This is a genomic window from Kitasatospora sp. NPDC093679 (assembly GCF_040683455.1).
In the GTDB taxonomy this organism is placed as follows: domain Bacteria; phylum Actinomycetota; class Actinomycetes; order Streptomycetales; family Streptomycetaceae; genus Kitasatospora; species Kitasatospora arboriphila.
Genome location: NZ_JBFBDW010000022.1, coordinates 98,643 through 119,485 on the forward strand (window position 1 = coordinate 98,643; position 20,843 = coordinate 119,485).

15 protein-coding genes and 1 pseudogene are annotated in these 20,843 nt (G+C 76.2%); 7 read left to right on the top strand and 9 right to left on the bottom strand.

All coding sequences use genetic code 11. From position 1 onward, the window contains the following. Window positions 1-25: 25 nt before the first annotated feature. The gene (locus AB0O09_RS19885) at window positions 26-3,244 is read right to left on the bottom strand and encodes a hypothetical protein (RefSeq protein WP_363542980.1); all 3,219 of its coding nucleotides are present in this window, start codon (window positions 3,242-3,244) and stop codon (window positions 26-28) included. A gap of 118 nt (window positions 3,245-3,362) precedes the next feature. Between AB0O09_RS19885 and AB0O09_RS19890 the strand changes: the two genes are divergently transcribed. Then, complete coding sequence (locus AB0O09_RS19890) at window positions 3,363-4,301, top strand: NAD-dependent epimerase/dehydratase family protein (RefSeq protein ID WP_363542982.1); 939 nt, start codon at window positions 3,363-3,365, stop codon at window positions 4,299-4,301. Window positions 4,302-4,382: 81 nt separating this feature from the next. Continuing rightward, window positions 4,383-5,483, top strand: coding sequence for an ionic transporter y4hA (locus tag AB0O09_RS19895; RefSeq protein ID WP_363542983.1), 1,101 nt, complete (start codon window positions 4,383-4,385; stop codon window positions 5,481-5,483). Between the two features lie 27 nt (window positions 5,484-5,510). Here the strand turns inward: AB0O09_RS19895 and AB0O09_RS19900 are convergent, their stop codons facing one another. Then, window positions 5,511-6,299 carry a DapH/DapD/GlmU-related protein gene (locus AB0O09_RS19900; RefSeq protein WP_363542985.1) on the bottom strand — a complete coding sequence of 263 codons (789 nt, stop codon included), beginning with the start codon at window positions 6,297-6,299 and terminating at the stop codon, window positions 5,511-5,513. A gap of 88 nt (window positions 6,300-6,387) precedes the next feature. Between AB0O09_RS19900 and AB0O09_RS19905 the strand changes: the two genes are divergently transcribed. After that, a complete protein-coding gene (locus tag AB0O09_RS19905; protein WP_363542986.1) occupies window positions 6,388-7,143 on the top strand; it encodes a maleylpyruvate isomerase family mycothiol-dependent enzyme in 756 nt (251 codons plus the stop codon). Between the two features lie 32 nt (window positions 7,144-7,175). Here the strand turns inward: AB0O09_RS19905 and AB0O09_RS19910 are convergent, their stop codons facing one another. Beyond that, window positions 7,176-7,940, bottom strand: coding sequence for an enoyl-CoA hydratase family protein (locus AB0O09_RS19910; protein ID WP_344625085.1), 765 nt, complete (start codon window positions 7,938-7,940; stop codon window positions 7,176-7,178). Window positions 7,941-8,077: 137 nt separating this feature from the next. Here AB0O09_RS19910 and AB0O09_RS19915 point away from each other — a divergent pair, with 137 nt between their 5' ends. Beyond that, entirely contained in the window at window positions 8,078-8,851 is a 774-nt protein-coding gene (locus tag AB0O09_RS19915; RefSeq protein ID WP_363542988.1) for an ATP-grasp domain-containing protein, read from the top strand. A gap of 165 nt (window positions 8,852-9,016) precedes the next feature. Here AB0O09_RS19915 and AB0O09_RS19920 read toward each other — a convergent pair whose 3' ends face one another. Continuing rightward, on the bottom strand, window positions 9,017-10,279 hold the full coding sequence (locus tag AB0O09_RS19920) for an MFS transporter (RefSeq protein WP_363542990.1): 1,263 nt from the start codon (window positions 10,277-10,279) through the stop codon (window positions 9,017-9,019). Between the two features lie 71 nt (window positions 10,280-10,350). Here AB0O09_RS19920 and AB0O09_RS19925 point away from each other — a divergent pair, with 71 nt between their 5' ends. Further along, window positions 10,351-11,334, top strand: coding sequence for a helix-turn-helix domain-containing protein (locus tag AB0O09_RS19925; protein ID WP_363542992.1), 984 nt, complete (start codon window positions 10,351-10,353; stop codon window positions 11,332-11,334). 129 nt (window positions 11,335-11,463) lie between these two features. Beyond that, window positions 11,464-13,749, top strand: coding sequence for a glycosyl hydrolase family 18 protein (locus AB0O09_RS19930; RefSeq protein ID WP_363542993.1), 2,286 nt, complete (start codon window positions 11,464-11,466; stop codon window positions 13,747-13,749). A gap of 295 nt (window positions 13,750-14,044) precedes the next feature. Here AB0O09_RS19930 and AB0O09_RS19935 read toward each other — a convergent pair whose 3' ends face one another. Continuing rightward, entirely contained in the window at window positions 14,045-15,244 is a 1,200-nt protein-coding gene (locus AB0O09_RS19935) for a geranylgeranyl reductase family protein (protein ID WP_363543006.1), read from the bottom strand. A gap of 201 nt (window positions 15,245-15,445) precedes the next feature. Between AB0O09_RS19935 and AB0O09_RS19940 the strand changes: the two genes are divergently transcribed. After that, entirely contained in the window at window positions 15,446-16,810 is a 1,365-nt protein-coding gene (locus AB0O09_RS19940; protein WP_363542994.1) for a dipeptidase, read from the top strand. On the opposite strand, the gene AB0O09_RS19945 is transcribed toward AB0O09_RS19940, so the two are convergent. The 4 genes and pseudogenes from AB0O09_RS19945 to AB0O09_RS19960 all read right to left on the bottom strand — a co-directional run. Beyond that, window positions 16,761-17,552: a DUF4184 family protein gene (locus tag AB0O09_RS19945; RefSeq protein WP_363542995.1), complete on the bottom strand. Its 792-nt coding sequence runs from the start codon at window positions 17,550-17,552 to the stop codon at window positions 16,761-16,763. The two genes, AB0O09_RS19940 and AB0O09_RS19945, sit on opposite strands and share 50 nt — an antisense overlap. Before the next feature lie 348 nt (window positions 17,553-17,900). Further along, window positions 17,901-18,959 carry an NUDIX domain-containing protein gene (locus tag AB0O09_RS19950; RefSeq protein ID WP_363542996.1) on the bottom strand — a complete coding sequence of 353 codons (1,059 nt, stop codon included), beginning with the start codon at window positions 18,957-18,959 and terminating at the stop codon, window positions 17,901-17,903. 170 nt (window positions 18,960-19,129) lie between these two features. Beyond that, a complete protein-coding gene (locus AB0O09_RS19955) occupies window positions 19,130-20,533 on the bottom strand; it encodes an acyl-CoA synthetase (RefSeq protein WP_363542998.1) in 1,404 nt (467 codons plus the stop codon). Between the two features lie 195 nt (window positions 20,534-20,728). Continuing rightward, window positions 20,729-20,843 (bottom strand): annotated as a pseudogene (locus AB0O09_RS19960) (electron transfer flavoprotein subunit alpha/FixB family protein); the annotation flags it as partial.

Consider the following 20,843-nt stretch of genomic DNA (forward strand, 5'->3'; position numbering starts at 1 on the left):
GCCGCACCCGCCCCACCCACCGCCGTCAGTCGGTGGCGACCAGGGCCTGCTCGGCGACGTCCGGGTCGGGGTGCTGCTGCCAGGGCGCGAGCGCCGACCGGAGGGCGTCGGAGTCCGTCCAGCGGAAGTGGGCGGTCAGCAGGCGGACCCCGAGCAGGCCGGCCGCCGTGCCGCCGTCGGCGCGCAGCCGCTCGGTGACCTGGTGCAGCAGCGCCGGGTCTGGCCGGAGTGCGCCGGGGAAGGCCGGCGCCGGCAGCCGGTTCGGCCGGTCCCGGGTGAGGTCGAGCAGGGTGTCCCAGCGGTGCGGCGCGAGGTCTCCGGCGAGCAGGGCGCCGAGGGCCGCGCCGAACGCGGCCGCCGCGGCGCGGGCGGGCAGCCCGGCGCCCAGCAGGGCCGGGACCAGCGGGTCGAGCAGCACCGGCGGCACGGCGGTGCCGGAGCGGTGGTCGGCCAGTTCGGCGAGGCGCCGGCGCTGCCGCGGGTCGTGCCGGGCCTCGTCGGCGAGCCGTTCGACCAGCTGCGGCCACCAGGTGGCGACGGCCGGCTCGGTCGGCCGGTCCGCGAGGAGGGCGACGGCGGAGCTCCGGACCTCGTCCGGCTCGTCCGGGCGCCGCAGCCGCTCGACGACGGCCCGGACGGTGTCCTCGTCGAGCGGTCCGCGCGAGCGGCGGACGGCGAGCGCCTGCACCGCCGTGGCGGGGTCGCCGTCCCGGACCGCGGCGCGCAGCAGCCCGTCGAACGGTGCCCGGCAGGCGGCCGGGAGCCGCAGGTGCGGGATGCCGAGGACGGCCTCGCGCACCGCCTCCTCGCCGAGGGCGGCGGCCAGTCGCGGCGCGACGCCCGGGCGGTCGAGGTGGCGGGTGAGCCCGGCGGCGAGGACCGCCCGGACGTCCCGGTGCAGGGCGGGGAGCTCCCAGACCCGCAGGGCGAGGTCGGCGGCGGGCCGGTCGGGGAGGTCGGCGAGGGCGCGGGCGAGTTCCTTGCCGACGCCGACGGCGAGGCCCGGCCGGGTCAGCAGGTCCCCCAGCAGCCGTACCCCGTCGGCCTCGGGGAGCCGTCCGAGCAGTCGGCGGACGCCCTGGACGGCGGCCCGGCCGCGGACTCCGCCGCCGAGGTGGGCGAGCAGGACGGGCAGTGCGGCCGACGGCTCGGCGCGGTCGGCCAGCCGGAGCAGGGCGGCGGCGGCGACCGGCTGCGGGGCGTGCCCGGCGAGGGCGGCGAGCCGGTCGGGGTCGCTGAGCACCGCGGCCGCTGCGGACCGGACGGCGAGCGGTTCGCCCTCGTCGGACGCGACCGGGCCGACCAGTGCGGTGTGTGCCGCCCGGGCCCGCCGGTCGGCATCGGCGGGAAGGGCGGGCAGCCAGGGTCCGCAGCCGTCGCCGAACCGTCCGCCGGGGTGCGTGCGGCCCGCGGCGAGGACGTCGGGCAGCAGGTCGGTGCGCCGCCGGGCGAGGACGGCGAACACCTCGTCCACCCGGGCCCAGCCGGGATCGGCCGCCACCAGCGCGGCGCAGCGCCGCTCGCGGGTGCCGCGGGCGCCGGGGGCGCGCAGCCGGACCCGGGCGGCGCGGGCGAGCAGCGCGGGCGGGTGGTCGCCGGTCACCAGGCGGTCCAGCAGGGTGTCGACGGCGGGCAGCGGCGGGAGCAGTTCGGCGGCGGCGAGCAGGCGCTCGGGCCGTTCGAAGCCGGGGGTGCGCAGCAGCCGGGTCCAGACGGCACCGGCCCGGGCCGGGGAGAGGCCGAGCGGTTCGGCGGGCGCCGTCCAGCGGGGGTGTTCGTGCAGGTGGACGGCGAGGACGAGGAGGGCGGCGGCCCGCCCGGTGTCGCCGTCCCTGCCGGCCCGGCGCAGGGTGCGGCGGAGCCAGGTGTCGGCGGCGCGCAGGCATCCGGGGGTGCTGTCGCGGGCCTGGGCGGTGGTGAGGACGGCGTCCCGCAGGACCTGTTCGGGGGTGGCGGCCAGCAGGTGTTCGGGGGTGCGGGCGGCCTCGGCGAGCACCGGTTCGCGGGCCTCGGGGTGGTCGTGCCAGGCGCGTTCGAGACCGTGCAGGACACGGGCCCAGGTCTGCGGGTCCTGCTGGGCGGCGGCGCGCAGCAGGCCGGTGCGGCCCATCATCCGGGTGGTGTGCCGGTGGTGGCCGGCCAGGGCCGTGAGGCCCTCCTCGGCGCGGTCGAAGGGCAGCAGCGCGAGCAGGCCGGCCTGGAGGTACGGGCTGTCGGTGGTGCGGGCCAGGGCGGGGGCGAGGAGGCCGGCCCGCTCGGGCGGGTCGAGGCTGAGCAGGGTGGTGAGGTCGGGGCGCCGGGTGTTCGGCCGGGCGGCGAGGCGTTCGCGGGCGACGCCGAGGCGGGTGTCGGGGTCGAGCAGCAGCAGGTAGGGCTCGGGGCCCCAGGCGTCCCGGTGGAAGATCCCCCGGGCGGGCCGGGGGCGGCAGGTTTCGGCGAGGGTGCGCAGGTCCTCGGGCGGCAGGGCGCGGGCGGCCCGTTCGGCCGCGGCGGGCAGGGGGCCGGCGGGCGGCCGCAGCCGGGTCACGGCGCCGGAGCGGATCGCGGCGAGCACCGGGCCGGGCCGGTCGAGCAGCCTCAGCACGGCGTCGGGCGGCAGCACGTCGGGGGCGGTGGCGAGCAGGTGCTCGGCGGCGGCCCGGTCGCGGGCGGCGACGGAGGCGAGGCGCTCGCGCAGCCGGTGCGGGAGCTGCGGGCCGGGCCGGTCGGGCGCGGCCTCCGCGGTGAGCAGGCGGGCGACGGCGAGGGGTGCGGTGCGGGCGAGCGACTGCAGCACGCCGTCGGGCACCGCGAGCCGTGGCAGCCAGTGGTCGACGGCGGCGGGGGTGCAGGCGGGCAGCAGCCGGGCGGCCTCGCGGGCGTCGTGGCGGTCGCGGACCTCCGGGAGCAGCCGTTCGGCGAGGGCGTGCCGCCGGGAGCGGCGCAGCAGCCGGTAGAGGTCGTGCCTCAGCTCGCGGGGTGCGCTGCGGACGAGGTCGGCGAGCGCCTCGTCGGGGACGGGGAGGCGTCCGGCGGCGGCGAGCGCACGGTGGGCGAGCAGCGGGTCGGAGAGGGCAGCGGTGACCCGGTCGAGGTCGCGGCGGACGACGGCGAGGAAGAGCGCGGTGTGCCGGTCGTCGTGGTCGCCGGCGTCCAGTGCGGCGTGCAGCCGCAGGTACCGGTCGGCGGTCAGGGCCCGGCCGTGGCCCGCCAGGGCGGCGGCGCGTTCGGGGCGGGGCAGGCGGTCGACGTGCGGGGGGATCATGGGGGCCATCGCGGTCACCGGGACGTCGCGGGGCCGGCCTTTCGGATCGTCATGACGGTGAGCGTGGCAGCATGGCGGGCGGGGCGGCAATCGGTTTTCACCTGCGCGGGGAGTGGTCGTGAAGGTCCTGGTGACGGGGGCGTTCGGGTTCGTCGGGCGGGCGGTGGTGAGTCGGCTCGCCGCGGCCGGGCACGAGGTGCGGGCGCTGAGCAGCAGCCGCACGGACGCCTGCGGGCTGCCGGTCGCGGAGGTGCACCGCGCCGACGTGCGGGACGCGGCGGCGCTGGCGCCCGCGGTGGCCGGGGTCGACGCGGTCTGCCACCTCGCGGCGCTGACCCGCGGCCGGGAGTCGGTGGTGCACCCGCGGGCGCACCACGAGGTCAACCTCGGCGGCACGGTCGCCCTGCTGGACGCCCTGCGCGGACGGCCCGGCGGCAGCGGCGCCCGGCCCCTGGTGGTGCTCGGTTCGACGGCGGCGGTGTACGGCGCGCCGGAGCGGCAGCCGATCGACGAGTCGGTGGAGCCGGCGCCGGGCAGCCCGTACGGCGAGTCCAAGCTGGCGGCCGAGCGGGCACTGGCGGACCGTGCCGCGGCGGGCGAGGTCCTGGCGGTGGTGCTGCGCTGCTTCAACGCGGCCGGGGCCGGGGACGTGGACGAGGCCCGGATCCTGCCGCGGGCGCTGGCGGTGGCCGCCGGACGGCATCCGTCGCTGGAGCTGAACGGCGACGGCGGCGTGGTGCGGGACTTCGTGCACGTGGACGACGTCGCCGAGGCGTACCTGCGGGCGCTCGGGGCGCGGGAGGTGGCGGCGGCGCACGGCGGCTGCCGGGTCTACAACGTGGGGGCGACGCCCGCGAGCATGCGGGAGGTCGTCGCGGCGGTGGAGCGGCTGACCGGCCGTCCGGTGCCGGTGGTGCGGCGGCCCGCGCTGCCGGAGTCGCCCCGGTTGGTGTCGGACTGCGGCCGGATCGGGCGGGAGCTCGGCTGGCGGGCCGAGCGGTCGGCGCTCGACCGGCTGGTGGCGGACGCCTGGGAGGCCGTCCGGACCGGGGCCTGACGCCTCCTCCGTCGAGGCGAACCCCCGACACCCCGGCGGCGCTGCCCGGGCGGTGCCCGGCCGGGATGGGAAGCTCGACGGATGATCGACCTGATCCGCCGGGGCCTCGTCCAGTGGACCGTCGCGGTGCCGGTGCTGGCGCTGGTGATGCTGATCCTGACCTGGGGGCGGTCGCTGCCCGGCCCGGTGGTCGCGGTGGTGGCGCTGTTCCTGGCCGGGGCGGTGCTGGCCGCCGTGCACCACGCCGAGGTGATCGCCCACCGGGTGGGCGAGCCGTTCGGCTCGCTGGTGCTGGCCGTCGCGGTGACCGTGATCGAGGTGGCGCTGATCGTGACGCTGATGGTGGACGCCCCGGTCAAGAACGCCACCCTCGCCCGGGACACCGTCTTCGCCGCCGTCATGATCACCTGCAACGGGGTGCTGGGCCTGTCGATCCTGCTGACGGCGCTGAAGCACCGGGTCGCGGTCTTCAACGCGGAGGGCACCGGCGCCGCGTTCGCCACCATCGCCACGCTCGCCACCCTCAGCCTGGTGCTGCCGACCTTCACCACCAGCACGCCCGGCCCGCAGTTCAACACCGCGCAGCTCACCTTCGCCGGGATCGCCTCGCTCGGCCTGTACGGACTGTTCGTCACCACCCAGACGCTGCGCCACCGCGAGTACTTCCTGCCGGTCGGCGCCGAGGGCGAGCTGCTGGACGAGGACGACCACGGCGACCTGCCGAGCCGCCGGTCGGCCTGGTCCAGCCTCGGCATGCTGGCGGTCGCGCTGGTCTCGGTGGTCGGCCTGGCCAAGGGGGTCTCCCCCACCATCGAGTCGGCGGTCGCCGACGCGGGCCTGCCGGCCTCGGTGGTCGGCGTGGTGATCGCGCTGCTGGTGCTGCTGCCGGAGACGATTGCCGCGCTGCGTGCCGCGGCGGGCAACCGGGTGCAGACCAGCCTCAACCTGGCGCTCGGCTCCTCGCTGGCCTCCATCGGGCTGACCGTGCCGTCGGTGGCGGTCGCCTCGCTCTGGCTCAGCGGTCCGCTGATCCTCGGCCTCGGCGCCTCGCACATGGTGCTGCTGGCGCTGACCGTCGCGGTCGGCACCCTCACCGTGATCCCGCGCCGGGCGACGCCGCTGCAGGGCGCCGTGCACCTGGCGGTGCTGGCGGCCTACCTGGTCCTCGCGGTCAGCCCCTGAACCCGGGCGGCCGTCGGCCGGGCCGGGTCAGTCGGCGGCGCGGGCGGTGCTCTCGTCGGCGGGCCCGGCCTGGCCGGGGATCCGCAGGTCCCAGCCGACCAGGGCGCGCAGCTGCTCGGCGGTGACGCCGTCCGGGATCGGCTGCGGCGCGTCGTGGCGCAGCGGCGGCTGCCAGCCCTCGTCGGCGGACCAGCTGCGGACGACCTTGGCGGGCGCGCCGGCGACCACGCTGTGGTCGGGGACGTCGCCGCGGACGACCGCCCCGGCGGCGACCACGACGTTGCGGCCGATCCGGGAGCCGGGCAGGATCACCGCGCCGGTGCCGATCCACGAGCCGGCGCCGATCTCCACCGGCTCGTTGCGCGGCCACTGCTTGCCGATCGGCAGGTCGGTGTCGCGGTACTCGTGCGCCTGGTCGGTGATGTAGACGTTCGGGCCGGTCCACACGTCGTCGCCGAGGACGATCGACTGGTGGCCGACGATGTGGCTGCCGCGGCCGATGACGCAGCCGCCGCCGATCCTGACGATCGGTTCGGGGCCGAGGTCCAGGCCGGGCAGGAAGCCGGCGGAGATGGTGACCCGCTCGCCGATGATCGAGAACGGCCCGATGGTGATCCACTGCTCGTTGAAGACCGCGCCGAGCGGGAAGGCCAGCTTGGTGCCGTCGCCGAGCTCGCCGAACCGGTACGGGCCCGGGGTCCGGTTGGTGACCGCCCCGGTCTCCTGCACCCACTTCCACGCCCGGTGCACGACGTGGCCGGCGGCGCGGCGGCCCCGGAGGCGGGCGGCGGCGAGGAGGGTACGGGCGGTCGGCATGCGATCACCGTAGCGGGCGGGCGCCCCCGGCGAGGCGCCGGGCGATCAACATCACACCGGCCGGCGCCGGGCCTGGCAGACTCGCGCCATGGAGATTCCCGAGCTCGTCGACGTCCTGCACCACGAGGGCGTGTTGCTGGCCGACGCCGCCGCCGCGACGCCGCTGGACGCACCCGTGCCGACCTGCCCCGACTGGCGGTTGCGGGACCTGGTGCTGCACACCGGCCAGGTGCACCGCTGGGCCGCCGCGCACGTCAAGGGTGGACTGGCCCGGCCGCTGGACGCGGCCGGCCAGGAGGCGGCCTGGGGTCCGGCGCCCGCCGACGCCGACCTGGTGGAGTGGTTCCGCACCGGGCACGCCGACCTGGTGACCGTCCTGCGGTCCGCCCCCGCCGACCTGGAGTGCTGGAGCTTCCTGCCGGCGCCCTCCCCGCTCGCCTTCTGGGCCCGCCGCCAGCTGCACGAGACCACCGTGCACCGGGTCGACGCGGAGTCCGCCGCCGGCACCGCCGCGAGCCCGGTCGCCCCGGCCGTCGCCGCCGACGGCCTGGCCGAACTGCTGACCGGCTTCCTGCCCCGGCCGAAGTCCCGGCTGCGCAGCGAAGAGCCGCGCACCCTGGCCGTCCGGCCCACCGACCGGCCGGAGAGCTGGCTGGTGACGATCGGTCAGGAGCCCCCGCAGGCGCAGCCGGGCGCCGGGCCCGCCGACTGCACCGTCAGCGGCCCCGCGCACGACCTCTACCTGCTGCTGTGGAACCGCCGCGGGGCCGACGCCGCGGCCGTCTCCGGCGACGCCTCGCTGCTGGACCTGTGGCGGACGGGCGCGGCCGTCAACTGGAGCTGACGGCCGACCCGCTCGCACCGGCCCCCTGCCGGCTACTGCGCCCAGGGGGCCGGGCGGCGCTCCAGGAAGGCCCGCATGCCCTGCTGTGCCTCCTCCGAACCGAACAGCCGCGCGGACTGCGCGACCCGCTCCTCGGCGTCCCGCTCGAAGGAGTCCACCACGGCCGCGTTCGCCAGCCGCTTCGACTCGGCGAGACCCTGCGGCGAGCCCTGCCGGACGGCGTCCAGCAGCACCTTCAGCGCACCCGCGACATCGTCGGCGGCCTCGGTGATCAGGCCGATCCGGGCGGCCTCCGCCGGACCGAAGGTCTCGCCGGTCAGGTAGTAGCGGGAGGCGGCCCGCGGGTCCAGCTTGGGGCGCAGCGGCAGCGAGATCACCGCGGGCGCCAGGCCGAGCCGCACCTCGGTGAAGGCGAAGGTCGACGCCGGGCCGGCGATCGCGATGTCCGCCGCGCCGAGCAGGCCGAGACCGCCCGCGCGGGCGTGGCCGTCGATCACGGCGATCACCGGCTTGGGGCAGTCGACGATCGCCCGCTGGATGTCCACCAGCCCGCGCGGGCCCACCGTCGGGTCGCTGCCGGTGGCCTCGGAGAGGTCGGCGCCGGCGCAGAACACCTTGCCGGTGTGGCCGAGCACCACCGCCCGGACGGCCGGGTCGGCCGCGGCCTCGGTCAGGCCCTTCGCCAGCTCCGCCATCAGACGGGTGGAGAGGGCGTTGCGGTTGTGGGGGGAGTCGAGTTCGAGGGTCGTCACCGCATCGGCGGTGGTGATGCGGACGAGAGGGCTCTCGCTGGTCATCGCGGATGGCCTGCTTTCCGGCTGAGGGTGGGTCGGACGCGCTCGGGAGGACTCTGGCACGCCGACCGTCCGGTCGGCCAGTACGACCCGGGAAATCCGCTGGCCGCGGCGGGTGCGGCGGGCCAGCATGAGTCCCCATGACGCTCCTCCTGCTCGCCCCCCGGATCAACGACACCGGTCTGCACCTGCTCACCTGCGCCCGCCGCCGCGGGCTGCGGGCGCACACCGCCGTCCGCTGGGAGGTCCCGGACGAGCTCGCCGGTCTGCGGCCCGCGCACCTGTACGGCGGGCCGCTGTTCGCCGACGTGGCCGCCGGGGCCCTCGGCGTCGCCCCGCTGGAGCCGCCGGCCGACTGGCTGGCCACGCTGCCCGCCGAACTGCTCGGCCGCCGGGTGGAGTGCACCACGCTCGCCGAGGCCCGCCGGCTGCGCCGCCCGGCGTTCCTGAAGCCGCCGGTCGACAAGCTCTTCCCGGCCCGGATCTACCCGGACGGCAGCGGGCTGCCCGGCCCGGACGCCCTCGACGACGACACCCTCGTCCAGATCAGCGACGTGGTCGCGTTCGCCGAGGAGTACCGGCTCTTCGTGCTGGACGGCGCGGTGCGGACGGCGAGCCGGTACGCCGTCGACGGAGCCCTGGCCGTCTCCCCGGAGGCCGGCCCCGAGGTGCTCTCCTTCGCCGCCGACGCCCTGGCCGCCGGCGGTCTGCCGAGCGCCGTCGTGGTCGACGTCGGCCGCCTCGACGACGGCACCTGGGCCGTCGTCGAGGCCAACCCGGCCTGGGCGAGCGGCGGCTACGCCTGCGACCCGGAGCACGTCCTCGACGTCGTCCTCCGCGCCGCCGGCCCCGCCACCGCCGTCACCCCCACCGACCGCCCCTACACCCGCCCGGTCCCGGACGTCGTCCGCTGAGGACCACCAGGGGCGCGGGGAACTGCGCAATCCGGAGGCGGGCCACCGTACGGATCACGGCTTGACCCGTGCTGTCGTGACCGCCACCCCGCACTGCGCAGTTCTCCCCCGGACTGCGGCCGGGAGGTGCCCCCACGCTCCCCTGCTCCGGCTGATCCCTCTGCCTCAGGCCGCCGTCGCCGCCTTGCGCCGCAGCGCCCACCCCACCGCCGGCACCATCGCCGCACTGGCCGCGGCGAAGAGCCCGGCGAGGGCCGCCCAGCCGAGGGTGCCGTGGCCGATGACGGCGGTGGTGATCAGGACGGGGCCGAGCATCATCGCCGCGGAGAACCCGGTGTTGAAGACGCCCTGGTACTCGCCGTGCGCGCCCTCCTCCGCGAGGTCGTAACCGAGGGCCCAGCCGGCGGCCTGGCCGAGCACCTCGCCGAGGGCCTGCAGCGAGGCACCGGCGAGCAGCACCAGCACCGCGGCCCACGCGGGCAGCCCGCCGGCGAGGGCGAAGGCGGCGCAGGAGAGCGCGACGAGCACGCCGCCGCGGCGGAAGATCCGGGCTGCGGCGGTCGGCTCCTCGGTGCCGCGGGTGGCCCGCACCTGGAGGGCGACGACGAGGATCGTGTTGACGACGAGCGTGCAGGCGACGAGGACCCGCGGTGCCTCGGTGTGGTCGACGATCCACAGCGGCACGCCGACCTCGATCATGGCGAACTGCAGGCCGAGGACGCCGGCCAGCCCGGCGACCACGAGGTAGGGCAGGTTGCGCAGGGCGGAACCGGTCCGCGGTGCGCTCTCGTCCGCGGTGCCGCGCGGCCCGGCCTGCGGGGTGGGCAGCAGGGCGTACATCGCGAAGACCGCGGCGAAGGTGGCGACGTCGGCGAGGATCGCGGCGGTGTAGGCGCCGCGGGTGTCGGCGACGAGGACGAGGGCGGCGATCCCGGTGCCGACGCCGATGCCGACGTTGGTGACGACGCGGAGGTAGGCGCGGCCGGCGACCCGCCGGTCGGGCGGCAGCACCTCGGCGTAGAGGGCGTTGCGGACGGTCGCGGTGCCGCGGTCGGTGGCGGTGACGGCGCAGGCGAGCAGCACGAAGGCGGTGAAGCCGGACACCAGCGGGTAGCAGGCGGTGCCGACGGCCTCGGCGCCGACCAGGGCGAGCAGCACGGGCTTGGTCCCCCAGCGGTCGGCGGCGCGGCCGGCCGGGACGCCGATCAGGACGCCGCACAGGCCCGCCGCGGTGAGGCCGATGCCGACCTGCGCGGCGGGCAGGCCGAGCATCCTGGTGAAGTACAGCGCGCCCAGGGTCATGAAGAGGCCGTTGCCGAGCGTGTTCACCAGGGTGATGGCGGCGAGTCTGCGGACCGTCGGATCGGGGTGCAGCAGGCGTGAGGATGCCCGGGACGCCGTGGGCGCCCCCGTGGAGGTCGTGGTCATGGCATCATCGCACCGCATGCGGATCAGTCACCGGTATTGATTTAGCCGGGGGCTGACGAATGGGGGATCACGTGCACCGTTTCCGGCTCGGCCTGGAGGACCTCGCAGCGGCCTCCTTCGCCTGTTCACCGCTGCAGGAGACGGTGCTCAGCCTGCGGATGTGGACGCACCCGGGCGCGTACGTCCACCAGACGCCGGTCTTCGAGGGGATCCGGCCGGTGTTCGAGCAGCTGGCCTGCGCGCCGCTGCTCCGCTCGCTGGTCGCGACCAACCGCTACGTGCCGGACTTCCTGACCCCGCGGCCGAGCACGCCCTTCCCAGAGTTCCCGGCCGAGCTGGCCGTCGTGCGGGCGCTCGCGCCGGAGCTCCTGCGGGGCGAGCTGGAGCGGACCTTCCTGCCGCACGACCGGCGGCTGCCGCCGCCGCTGGCGGACGGGCTGGCCGATCCGGCCGGGCTGATCGCCTCGATCGCGGACGCGCTGGAGGCGTACTGGACGCACTGCCTGGCTCCGCAGTGGTGGCCGCGCGCCCGGTCGGTGCTGCACGCGGACATCGTGCACCGCTCCCGGGTGCTGGCGGAGCGCGGCGCGGCGGCGCTGTTCGAGGACCTGGACCCGCGGCTGCTGTGGCAGGACGGCGTGCTGACGATCCGCCGCGACTGGAGCGACGGCGACACCGACATCGCGGTGGGCGGCCGCGGCCTGGTCTTCACCCCGACGTTCTTCGCCCGCGGCGCCATCACCAACATCAGCGACGAGCACCCGCCGGTGATCAACTACCCGGCCCGCGGGCAGCGGACGATGGCCGGCCCGGCGGTGCCGCCGCCCACCCGGCGGGCCCTGGAGCAGCTGGTGGGGGTGCCCAAGGCGCGGCTGCTGACCATGCTGGACGAGCCGACCAGCACCACCGAGCTGGCCCGGCGGCTCGGCGTCACCCCGGGCGCGGTCAGCCAGCACCTGGCCGTGCTCGCCGACACCCGTCTGGTCAGCCGGGCCCGGCACGGCCGGGTGGTGCTGTACGCGCGCAGCCCGCTCGCCGACGAGCTGCTCAGGTAGCCCGTCCGACGAGTCGTCAACTCAACGGCACGACGGCCCTGTTGACCCGATTGGTCCATACCACCTACAGTCGTCGACGGCTTCCCGGCACCCCTGTACGGCATCCCCACACCAGACAGGGAGACCACCATGCACGACCGGCCGCCACGGCGCGCCAGGGCCCGTACCACCGCCCTGCTCGCCGTGCTCGCACTGCCGCTCGCCCTGCTCGCCGCGGTCCCGGCGCACGCCGCCGGCCGCCTCACCGCAAGCTTCACCTCGGCCGACAACGGCTCCTGGTGGAAGGGCACCTTCGTCGTCCGCAACGACAACGCCACCGCCGTCACCGGCTGGACCCTGGAGTTCGACCTGCCCGCCGGGGTGACGATCTCCAGCAGCTACAACGGCCAGGCCACCGTCACCGGGCGGCACGTCACCGCCGTCAACGCCTACTACAACGGCACCGTCCAGCCGCACGCCAGCACCGAGCCGTACAGCTTCTGGTTCGTCGCCAACGGCCCGATCGGCACCCCCACCGGCTGCCGGATCAACGGCGACAAGTGCGACGGCACCGCCGACGTACCGCCGGGCGCGCCCGGCACCCCGCAGGTCACCGACACCACCGCGCACACCGTCGCCCTGAGCTGGCCCGCCGCCGGCGCCGGGGACTTCCCGGTCGCCTCCTACGAGGTGCTGAACGGATCGACCGTGCTCGGCACCTCCACCACCACCTCGGCCACCCTGACCGGCCTCACCCCGGCGACCGCGTACACGCTCACCGTGCGCGCCAAGGACAGCCGCGGCAACGCCGGCCCGCTCGGCCCCGCGGTGACCGCCCGGACGGTCGACCCGGCGAGCGACACCGTGCCGCCCACCGCGCCGACCGCCCTGCGCGCCACCGCCGTCACCTCCAGCAGCGTCGCGCTGGCCTGGACGGCGGCCACCGACAACCAGCGGGTCGCCGCCTACGACGTCCACCGCGACGGCGTGCTCGTGCAGACCGTCACCGGCACCACCGCCACCGTCACCGGCCTCTCCCCCGCCACCGCGTACGGCTTCACCGTCCGCGCCCGGGACGCCGCCGACAACGCCTCCCCGGCCACCCCGGCGCTGAGCGTCACCACAGCCGACCTGGTCGGCCCCGGCAGGTACGCCCGGGTCGGCTACTTCACCCAGTGGGGCATCTACGGCCGGCAGTACTTCGTGAAGAACCTCGACACCTCGGGCAGCGCCGCCAAGCTCGACGTGATCAACTACGCCTTCGAGAACATCGACCCGGTCAACCTGACCTGCCTGGCCGGCGTCACCAAGGGCACCACCGCCGACCCGCAGGACCCGGACCAGGGCACCGGCGCCGGCGACGCGGACGCCGACTACTCCCGCCCGTTCAGCGCCGCGCAGTCCGTCGACGGGATCGCCGACGACGGCTGGGCCCCGCTGCGCGGCAACCTCAACCAGCTGAAGAAGCTCAAGGCCAAGTACCCGAACCTCAAGGTCGTCGTCTCGCTCGGCGGCTGGACCTACTCCAAGTACTTCTCCGACGCCGCCGCCACCGACGCCTCCCGCAAGAAGCTCGTCTCCTCCTGCATCGACGTCTGGATCAAGGGCAACCTGCCGCTCTACAACGGCGCCGGCGGCCCCGGCACCGCCGCCGGGATCTTCGACGGCATCGACCTCGACTGGGAGTGGCCCGGCTCCCCCGACGGCCACCCCGGCAACCACTGGTCGGCGAACGACAAGGCCGACCTGACCGCACTGCTCGCCGAGTTCCGCACCCAGCTGGACGCCCTCGGCGGCCCGCACCGGCTGCTCACCGCCTTCACCCCGGCCGACCCCGCCAAGATCGCCCAGGGCTGGGACCTGTCGAAGATCTTCCGGTCCCTCGACATCGCCAACGTCCAGGGCTACGACTTCCACGGCGCCGGCAGCGACAACTCCTGGGAGCCGAACCGCACCGGCCACCAGGCCAACCTCCACACCGACGCCCAGGACCCGTACGGCTTCCACTTCTCGGTGGAGTCGGCCGTGCAGACCTACCTGGACGCCGGGGTCAACCCGCGCAAGCTGACCATCGGCCTGCCCTTCTACGGCCGCGGCTGGCAGAACGTCACCGACGGCGGGGCCAACGGCGAGTGGCAGGCCGCGGGCGGCGCGGCTCCCGGCCAGTTCGCCGAGGAGGCCGGCACCCGCGGGTACGACAACCTGTTCACCAGCGTGCCCAACCTGACGGTCCGCCACGACGAGCAGTCCGTCTCCACCTACGGCTACACCGGCGCCGGAGGCCAGTGGTGGACCTTCGACGACCCCTGGTCGATCGCCAGGAAGACCGCCTGGCTGAAGTCCAAGGGCCTGCTCGGCACGATGATCTGGGAGATGTCCGGCGACACCCCGTCCGGCACCCTGATCACCGCCGTCGACACCGGCCTCAAGCAGTGAGCCTTCCCGCCAGGGGACGCCACTAGGGCTTGTCTGACGATTCGCGTCGCATCGGCGCGCGGCGTCGGGCGCCCGACCGGGCGTGCCGCCGTATCGGCCTCGTACTGGACGTACTCGGGCGATGCGGCGGTGCGTCCGGTCGGGAGCCCGGCGTCGCGCGCGCGGCGGGAATCGTCAGACAAGCCCTAGGGGCGCGGGGAACTGCGCAGTCCGGGAGTGGGCCGCTGTACGAATTCAGGCCCACCCGAGTCCGTCGCGCAGGTCCCCGCGCTCCTTCCCACGTTCCCGAAGGGCTCTACCGCCCGGCGACCGACGCCAGCTTCCGCGCGGCGCGGTGCTCCCGCATCACCTGCGCGAACGTCGTGTGCCCCTGCGTGGTCCGGGCGAAGGCCCGCCACGCGGGGTTCACCAGACAGACCGCCGCGTGGAACAGGTGCGGACGCCGCTCGAAGGCCCCGAGCATGACCTTGCCGGCCCGCATCTCCACGCCCAGCCCCGCCTTGATCGCGAAGGCGTAGTTGAGCGCCTGCCGCCGCACGTCCGCGTTGCCGTCGGCCTCGGCGACCTTCACCGCCCACTCGCCGGCCAGCCGGCCCGACCGCAGGGCGTAGGAGATGCCCTCGCGGGTCCACGGCTCCAGCAGGCCGGCGGCGTCGCCGGCCACCAGCACCCGCCCGCGGGAGAGCGGCGAGTCCTCGGCGCGGCAGCGCGTCAGGTGGCCGGACTCGATGCTCGGCTCGAAGCCGGACAGGCCCAACTGCCGGATGTAGTCGGCGAGGTACTGCTTGGTGCGCTCGCCGTCGCCGCGCGCCGAGATGACGCCGACGGTCAGCGTGCCCGAGTCGGTCTTCGGGAACACCCAGCCGTACGAGCCGGGCAGCGGGCCCCAGTCGAGGTGGATCCGGCCGGCCCAGGCCCGGGAGACCTCCTCCGGCACCGGGATCTCCGCCTCCAGCCCGAGGTCGATCTGGTCGAAGGAGACGCCGACGTGGCGGCCGATCCGGCTGGCGGAGCCGTCGGCGCCGACCACCGCGCGGGCCTCGATCCGGCGGCCGTCGGCGGTGGTGACGAACACCGTGCGGCCGTCGCCGTCCTGCTCGACGCCGGTCGCGGTCACACCGGTGACCAGCACCGCGCCGGCCTGCTCGGCGGCCTGCACCAGGCGCAGGTCGAACTCGTCCCGGTTGACCAGGCCGAACAGCATCCGCTTGGAGCGGCGGGTCCGGGTGAAGCGGCCGCCGAGCGCGAAGGTGACGGCGTGGATGCGGTCCTGCAGCGGCAGCTTGAAGTCCGGCGGGAGGGTGTCCCGGGAGGGGCCGATGATGCCGCCGCCGCAGGTCTTGTAGCGGGGGTGCTCCGCCTTGTCGAGGAGCAGCACGCGGCGGCCCTGGGCGGCGGCGGCGTACGCGGCCGAGGAGCCGGCCGGGCCGGCTCCGACCACGACCACGTCCCAGACGCCGCCGAGCGGGTCGGGCCCGGTGGCCTCCGGGTCCACGGTGGTCCGGCCGGAGGCCGCGGGAACGGCCTCGACGGCCTCGTGCTCGTCGGAGTGCGGGTCGAGGGAGCTACCGGTGTCAGTCACGATCGCATCCTAGACCCGTCCGCCACCGCCGCGACCAGGGATGACGCGGGCCACGACGAGGCGTCGACCTATGATCGGACAAATCACCCGCACCTCGTCAACAGGAGACACCTGATGACCCAGCAGCACCTGGCGGCGGCCGTCCGATCCCTGATGCCGCGCGCCAAGGCCGACCTGGCCGAGCTGGTCGCATTCCCCTCCGTCGCCGACCCCCGGCAGTTCCCGGTCGAGGAGTGCGAGAAGGCCGCCCGGTGGGTCGCCGACGCGCTCGCCGCCGAGGGACTCACCGGCGTGCGGCTGCTGGACACCCCCGACGGCACGCAGTCCGTCTACGCCGAGCTGCCCGGCCCGGCCGGCGCCCCGACCGTGCTGCTGTACTCGCACTACGACGTCCAGCCGCCGCTCGACGAGAGCGCCTGGCAGAGCCCGCCCTTCGAGCTGACGGAGCGTGACGGCCGCTGGTACGGCCGCGGCGCAGCCGACTGCAAGGGCAACATCCTCATGCACCTCACCGCACTGCGGGCGCTCCGCGAGGTCGACGGCGGTCTGCCGGTCGCCCTGAAGGTGATCGTGGAGGGCTCCGAGGAGCAGGGCACCGGCGGCCTGGAGCGCTACGCCGAGGCGCACCCGGAGCTGCTCGCCGCCGACGTGATCGTCATCGGCGACACCGGCAACTTCGCCCCCGGCCTGCCCACCGTCACCGCCAGCCTGCGCGGCATGACGGTGGTCGAGGTCGCCCTCACCACCCTCGGCGGCAACCTGCACTCCGGTGCGTTCGGCGGCGCCGCCCCGGACGCCCTGCAGGCCATGGTGAGGCTGCTCGGCACCCTGCACGACGAGCACGGCGACGTCGCCGTGGCCGGCCTGACGGCCGACCAGGTCTGGCCGGGCGTGCAGTACGACGAGCAGCAGTTCCGGGCCGACGCGAAGGTCCTGGACGGCGTCGGGCTGACCGGCACCGGTACGGTCGCCGACCGGCTGTGGGCCCGTCCCTCGGTCACCGTCCTCGGCATCGACGCGCCGCCGGTGATCGGCGCCACCTCCTCCGTCCAGGCCGCCGCCAAGGCCCTGGTCAGCCTGCGGATCCCGCCGGGTACCGAGCTCAAGGCCGCCCAGCAGGCGCTCGTCGCCCACCTGGAAGCGGCGGTGCCGTGGGGCGCGCAGGCCACCGTCACCCTGCTCAGCGGCGGCGAGGCGTTCAGCGCCGACACCACCGGGCCGGCCTACGAGGCGATGGGCGAGGCCATGCAGGAGGCGTTCGGCCGCCCGATGGTCAGCTCCGGCGAGGGCGGCTCGATCCCGCTCTGCAACACCCTGCGCACCCTCTACCCGCAGGCCGAGATCATCCTGATCGGCGTCGAGGAGCCGACCACCCAGATCCACGCGGTCAACGAGAGCGTCGACCCCGAGGAGCTGGAGCGGATGGCCCTCACCGAGGCGCTGTTCCTGCGCGCCTACGCCCGGCTGCGCTCGGCCTGACGCACCGCCGTCCCGCCCCGGGTGCCGTCCCACCGGACGGCACCCGGCCGCGGGCCGCAACCAGCGCCGCGTACACCGCCGACCCGACCGCCAGACCGGCGCCCGCGCCGAAGCAGAACTCCGGGACGACCGACCGCTGCCGCCGCGCCAGCCGGTGCACCGCGCCGGCTGCCGTGGCCGCCACCAGACCCGCCACCGCGGCCGGCCGCCGCTGCGGCGCCCGCGGCGGCGCCGCCCGGCGCACCCGGGCCCGCAGCACGGCCAGACCCAGCAGCGACGTCCCGTACTGCAGCACCGTGCAGAGCGGCAGCCCGGCCGCCACCGGCCGTTCCAGCACCGGGAACGCCCGCACCCCGGCCCGCCCGGGATGGGTGAACGAGTCCCAGACCACGTGGCTCGCCGCACCGACCGCCGCCGACAGCACGAACGCCCCGGCCCCGGCGGCACCGCGCGGCAGCGGCCCCTCCGCCGGCACCGGCAGCAGGCCGGTCAGCGGCCCGCGCAGCAGGCCGTGCCAGACCGCGGCCGTCCCCGCCGCGATGCCCGCGTCCACGGTCGGCACGGCCCACCAGCGGTGCGTGAGCGCCCCGTACCGGTAGACGCCCGGCAGCAGCGAGTCGGCGAAGAACGGCACGTCGGGCGCCATCGCCCCCGCCACCAGCCCCGACGCCACCCAGACCCGACCGTCCCCCCGCCCGATCAGCGGCACCACCGCCGCAACATGGCTCAACGTGAACGGCATCCCCCCATCCTCCCCGCCGGGGTGCGGATCACGCACCCCGCGAGGGGCCCGGGAGCCGCGTACCCGGGGACGCGTGGGGGCACCTCCCGGCCGAAAACCGGGGGAGAACCGCGCGACCCGAATGGCGCGAACCCGCGGAATCGCGCCCACCCCGGGACCGCCCCACCACCCCGCACCCCTGCACGCCCGCCGCGTACCACCCCTCCCGCCCCCGCCGGCCCGCCATCATGGAACCGTCGGTCCGCAGCCCTCCCCGTCGACCGGGAGGCGGTCGGGCCCGCCCCCGCCGCCTCCCGTCCCAATATCCTTCCTGCCCCTTACCGCCCCTTACTGCCCTGCACCCCCCGGTCAGCCGGCCGTGGCGACCCCGACCGCGGCGGGCAGCCCCGCCTCCAGGTACCGCAGTTCGCCGTGCTCGCGCGCGTCGAGTGCGGCGGCGAGCCGCCGCAGCCGGGCGGCGGGCAGCAGCCCTGCTGCCTCGTCGAGGGTGACGAAGCGCCAGCTGCGCAGTTCGTCGGCCTGCAGCCGCAGCTGCTGCCGGGCCTCGGCACCGAGTCGGCCGCCGTCGTAGACGAGCCGCAGGCCGCCGCGGCGGGGGCCGGTCCGGGGCTCCCAGTCGACGGCGAGCAGCCGCAGCGCGTGGGCGTCGAGGTGCAGGCCGAGTTCCTCGGCGGTCTCCCGCAGGGCGGCGTCGGTCGGTGCCTCGCCGCGTTCGACGACTCCGCCGGGGAACTCCCAGGCGGGCTTGTAGACGGGATCGACGAGCAGGACGCGGTCCTGCTCGTCGAAGAGCAGGACGGCGGCGGCGACGGTGTCGCCGGTCGGGTCGGCGCTCTGCACGATCGGGCAGCGTGCGGTGCCCTCCTCGACGAGCCGGGCGAGCCTGCGGGCGGTCTGCTCGGGAGTGAGTCCGGTGGTGTCGACGAGCTGGGCGTCACGGCCGAGCCACCGTCTGGCCGCGCGGTAGGCGGGCAGGTGGTCCAGGCACCAGCGGCGGACGCGCTCGCTGCGTTCGGGGTCGCCGGGGCACTCGTCCCGGGCGGCTATCCGTTCCAGCAGGATCGTTTCGTCAGGGTCCAGCACGAAGTGGTGGACGGCGACCCCGCGGGAGGCGAGCGCCCCGAAGATCTCGTCGCGGTAGTCCTCGCGCAGCAGCGTCATGGGGACGACCAGCGGGCCCGGCACCTCGGCGAGCAGGGCCGCGGCGACCTCGGGCACCAGGCGCCGCCAGGAGGGGAGGTCCTGGTAGTCGGCGACCGGGGCGAGCCGGTCGGCGGGCAGCAGCCGGCAGAGTCCGGCGCCGACCAGTTCGGGGTCGAAGAGGAGGCTTCCCGGCAGGAGCTCCACGAGTTCCCGGCACGCGGAGGTCTTCCCCGCGCCGAACGTGCCATTGACCCAGACGATCACAGAGCATCCCCTGCCCTCGGCCCACCCCGGTGCCCCACGCACCGGGCGGCGGGAGTCCGTGCTGCGGCCCCCGCGCCACACCGGTGGTACCCGTACGGGCCGCCGTCCCATGCCTGGCGGCGCCCGGAAGCGTCGGCGTCCGGCCACCGGGCACATGCCGGGCGGGGCGGTCAGCCGCGTTCGAGCAGCTGCTTCTTGAGGACCTTGCCCATGGCGTTGCGGGGCAGTTCGTCCACCAGCACGACCCGCCGCGGGCGCTTGTGGACGGAGAGCCGCGCGGCGACGAAGTCGGTGAGGCCCTCGCCGGTGACCGGCCCGTCGGGGATCACGTAGGCGACCACGGCCTGGCCGAGGTCGTCGTCGGGCACGCCGACCACGGCGGCGTCGGCGACCTCGGGGTGGTCCCGCAGCGCGGCCTCGACCTCGCCGGCGCCGATCCGGTACCCGCCGCTCTTGATCAGGTCGACGGAGGCCCGGCCGACGATCCGGTGGAAGCCGTCCGGGCCGATCACCGCGACGTCCCCGGTGCGGAACCAGCCGTCGGCCGTCCAGGCCTCCGCGTCGGCGTCGGGGCGGTTGAGGTAGCCGGCGAACAGCGTCGGCCCGTCGACCTGCAGCTCGCCGACGGACTCGCCGTCCGCGGGGACCTCGCCGCCGTCCTCGCCGACGAGCCGGGTGCGCACCCCGTCCAGCGGCAGGCCGACGCTGCCGGGGCGGCGCTCGCCGTCGGCGCGGGTGGAGACGGTGATCAGCGACTCGGTCATCCCGTAGCGTTCGACCGGCTCGTGGCCGGTCAGCTCGGCGAGGCGTTCGAAGACCGGGACGGGCAGCGGCGCGCTGCCCGAGACGAGCAGCCGGGCACCGGACAGCGCCCGTGCGGCGGTGCCGTCCGCCGTCACCCGCGACCAGACGGTCGGCACGCCGAAGTAGAGGCTGCCGCGCGCGCCGGCGTACGCGCCGGGCGTGGGCCGCCCGGTGTGCACCAGGCGGCTGCCGGCGCGCAGCGCGCCGAGCACCCCCAGCACCAACCCGTGCACGTGGAAGAGCGGCAGCCCGTGGACGAGGGTGTCGTCGGCCGTCCAGCGCCAGGCGTCGGCGAGGCCGTCCAGGCCGGCGGCGACGGCGGAGCGGGGGAGCACCGCGCCCTTGGGCGCGCCGGTGGTGCCCGAGGTGTAGAGGACGAAGGCGGGCCGCTCCGGCGCGGGCTCGGCGAAGGTCGCGCCGGAGCGCGCGCCGAGGTCCACGGGCACCGTCTCGACGTCCTCCGCCTGCTCCCCCGGCGGGACGGCCAGCAGCGCGGCGGCGGAGTCCCGGAGGATGTGGCCGCGCTCCTTCGGCCCGGAGTCGGGCGGCAGCGGCACCACGGGGACACCGGCCAGCAGCCCGCCCACCACGGCCGCCACCGTCTCGACGGTCGGCCGGGCCAGCACGGCGAGGGCGGGCGCCCCCGCCACCCGTTCGGCCACCGCGCCGGCCGCTCCGAGCAGTTCCTCCCACGACATCGCCCGGCCGTCGACCACCACCGCGTCGCCCCGGTCCCCGTGTCCGCCCTCAAGTGCCGTCAGCAGTCCCATGGTCCGGACTCTACGCGCCCTTCCGGGCCGGCACGCGGGGACGTCCCACGGCTCGGGACACCCGGTGGAAGGCCGGTGGAATGCCGCCCGAAGGCCGGCGCGGGGCGGGCGGGGAGGCGGGTACGGCGAAGGGCGCGGCCCCCCGGTCTCCCGGGTGCCGCGCCCTCGTGCGCCGTGCGTCGACCGGCCCTCGGATCAGCCCTTGCGGGCCTTCACCTCGGCGGTGAGCTGGGGCAGGACGGTGAACAGGTCGCCGACGACGCCGTAGTCGACGAGCTCGAAGATCGGGGCCTCGGGGTCCTTGTTGATG

Coding starts and splice junctions, on each gene's coding strand:
- AB0O09_RS19885 (WP_363542980.1), bottom strand. CDS start 3,244: ATGATCCCCCCGCACGTCGACCGCCTGCCCCGCCCCGAACGCGCCGCC.
- AB0O09_RS19895 (WP_363542983.1), top strand. CDS start 4,383: ATGATCGACCTGATCCGCCGGGGCCTCGTCCAGTGGACCGTCGCGGTG.
- AB0O09_RS19900 (WP_363542985.1), bottom strand. CDS start 6,299: ATGCCGACCGCCCGTACCCTCCTCGCCGCCGCCCGCCTCCGGGGCCGC.
- AB0O09_RS19905 (WP_363542986.1), top strand. CDS start 6,388: ATGGAGATTCCCGAGCTCGTCGACGTCCTGCACCACGAGGGCGTGTTG.
- AB0O09_RS19910 (WP_344625085.1), bottom strand. CDS start 7,940: ATGACCAGCGAGAGCCCTCTCGTCCGCATCACCACCGCCGATGCGGTG.
- AB0O09_RS19915 (WP_363542988.1), top strand. CDS start 8,078: ATGACGCTCCTCCTGCTCGCCCCCCGGATCAACGACACCGGTCTGCAC.
- AB0O09_RS19920 (WP_363542990.1), bottom strand. CDS start 10,279: ATGACCACGACCTCCACGGGGGCGCCCACGGCGTCCCGGGCATCCTCA.
- AB0O09_RS19930 (WP_363542993.1), top strand. CDS start 11,464: ATGCACGACCGGCCGCCACGGCGCGCCAGGGCCCGTACCACCGCCCTG.
- AB0O09_RS19940 (WP_363542994.1), top strand. CDS start 15,446: ATGACCCAGCAGCACCTGGCGGCGGCCGTCCGATCCCTGATGCCGCGC.
- AB0O09_RS19945 (WP_363542995.1), bottom strand. CDS start 17,552: ATGCCGTTCACGTTGAGCCATGTTGCGGCGGTGGTGCCGCTGATCGGG.
- AB0O09_RS19955 (WP_363542998.1), bottom strand. CDS start 20,533: ATGGGACTGCTGACGGCACTTGAGGGCGGACACGGGGACCGGGGCGAC.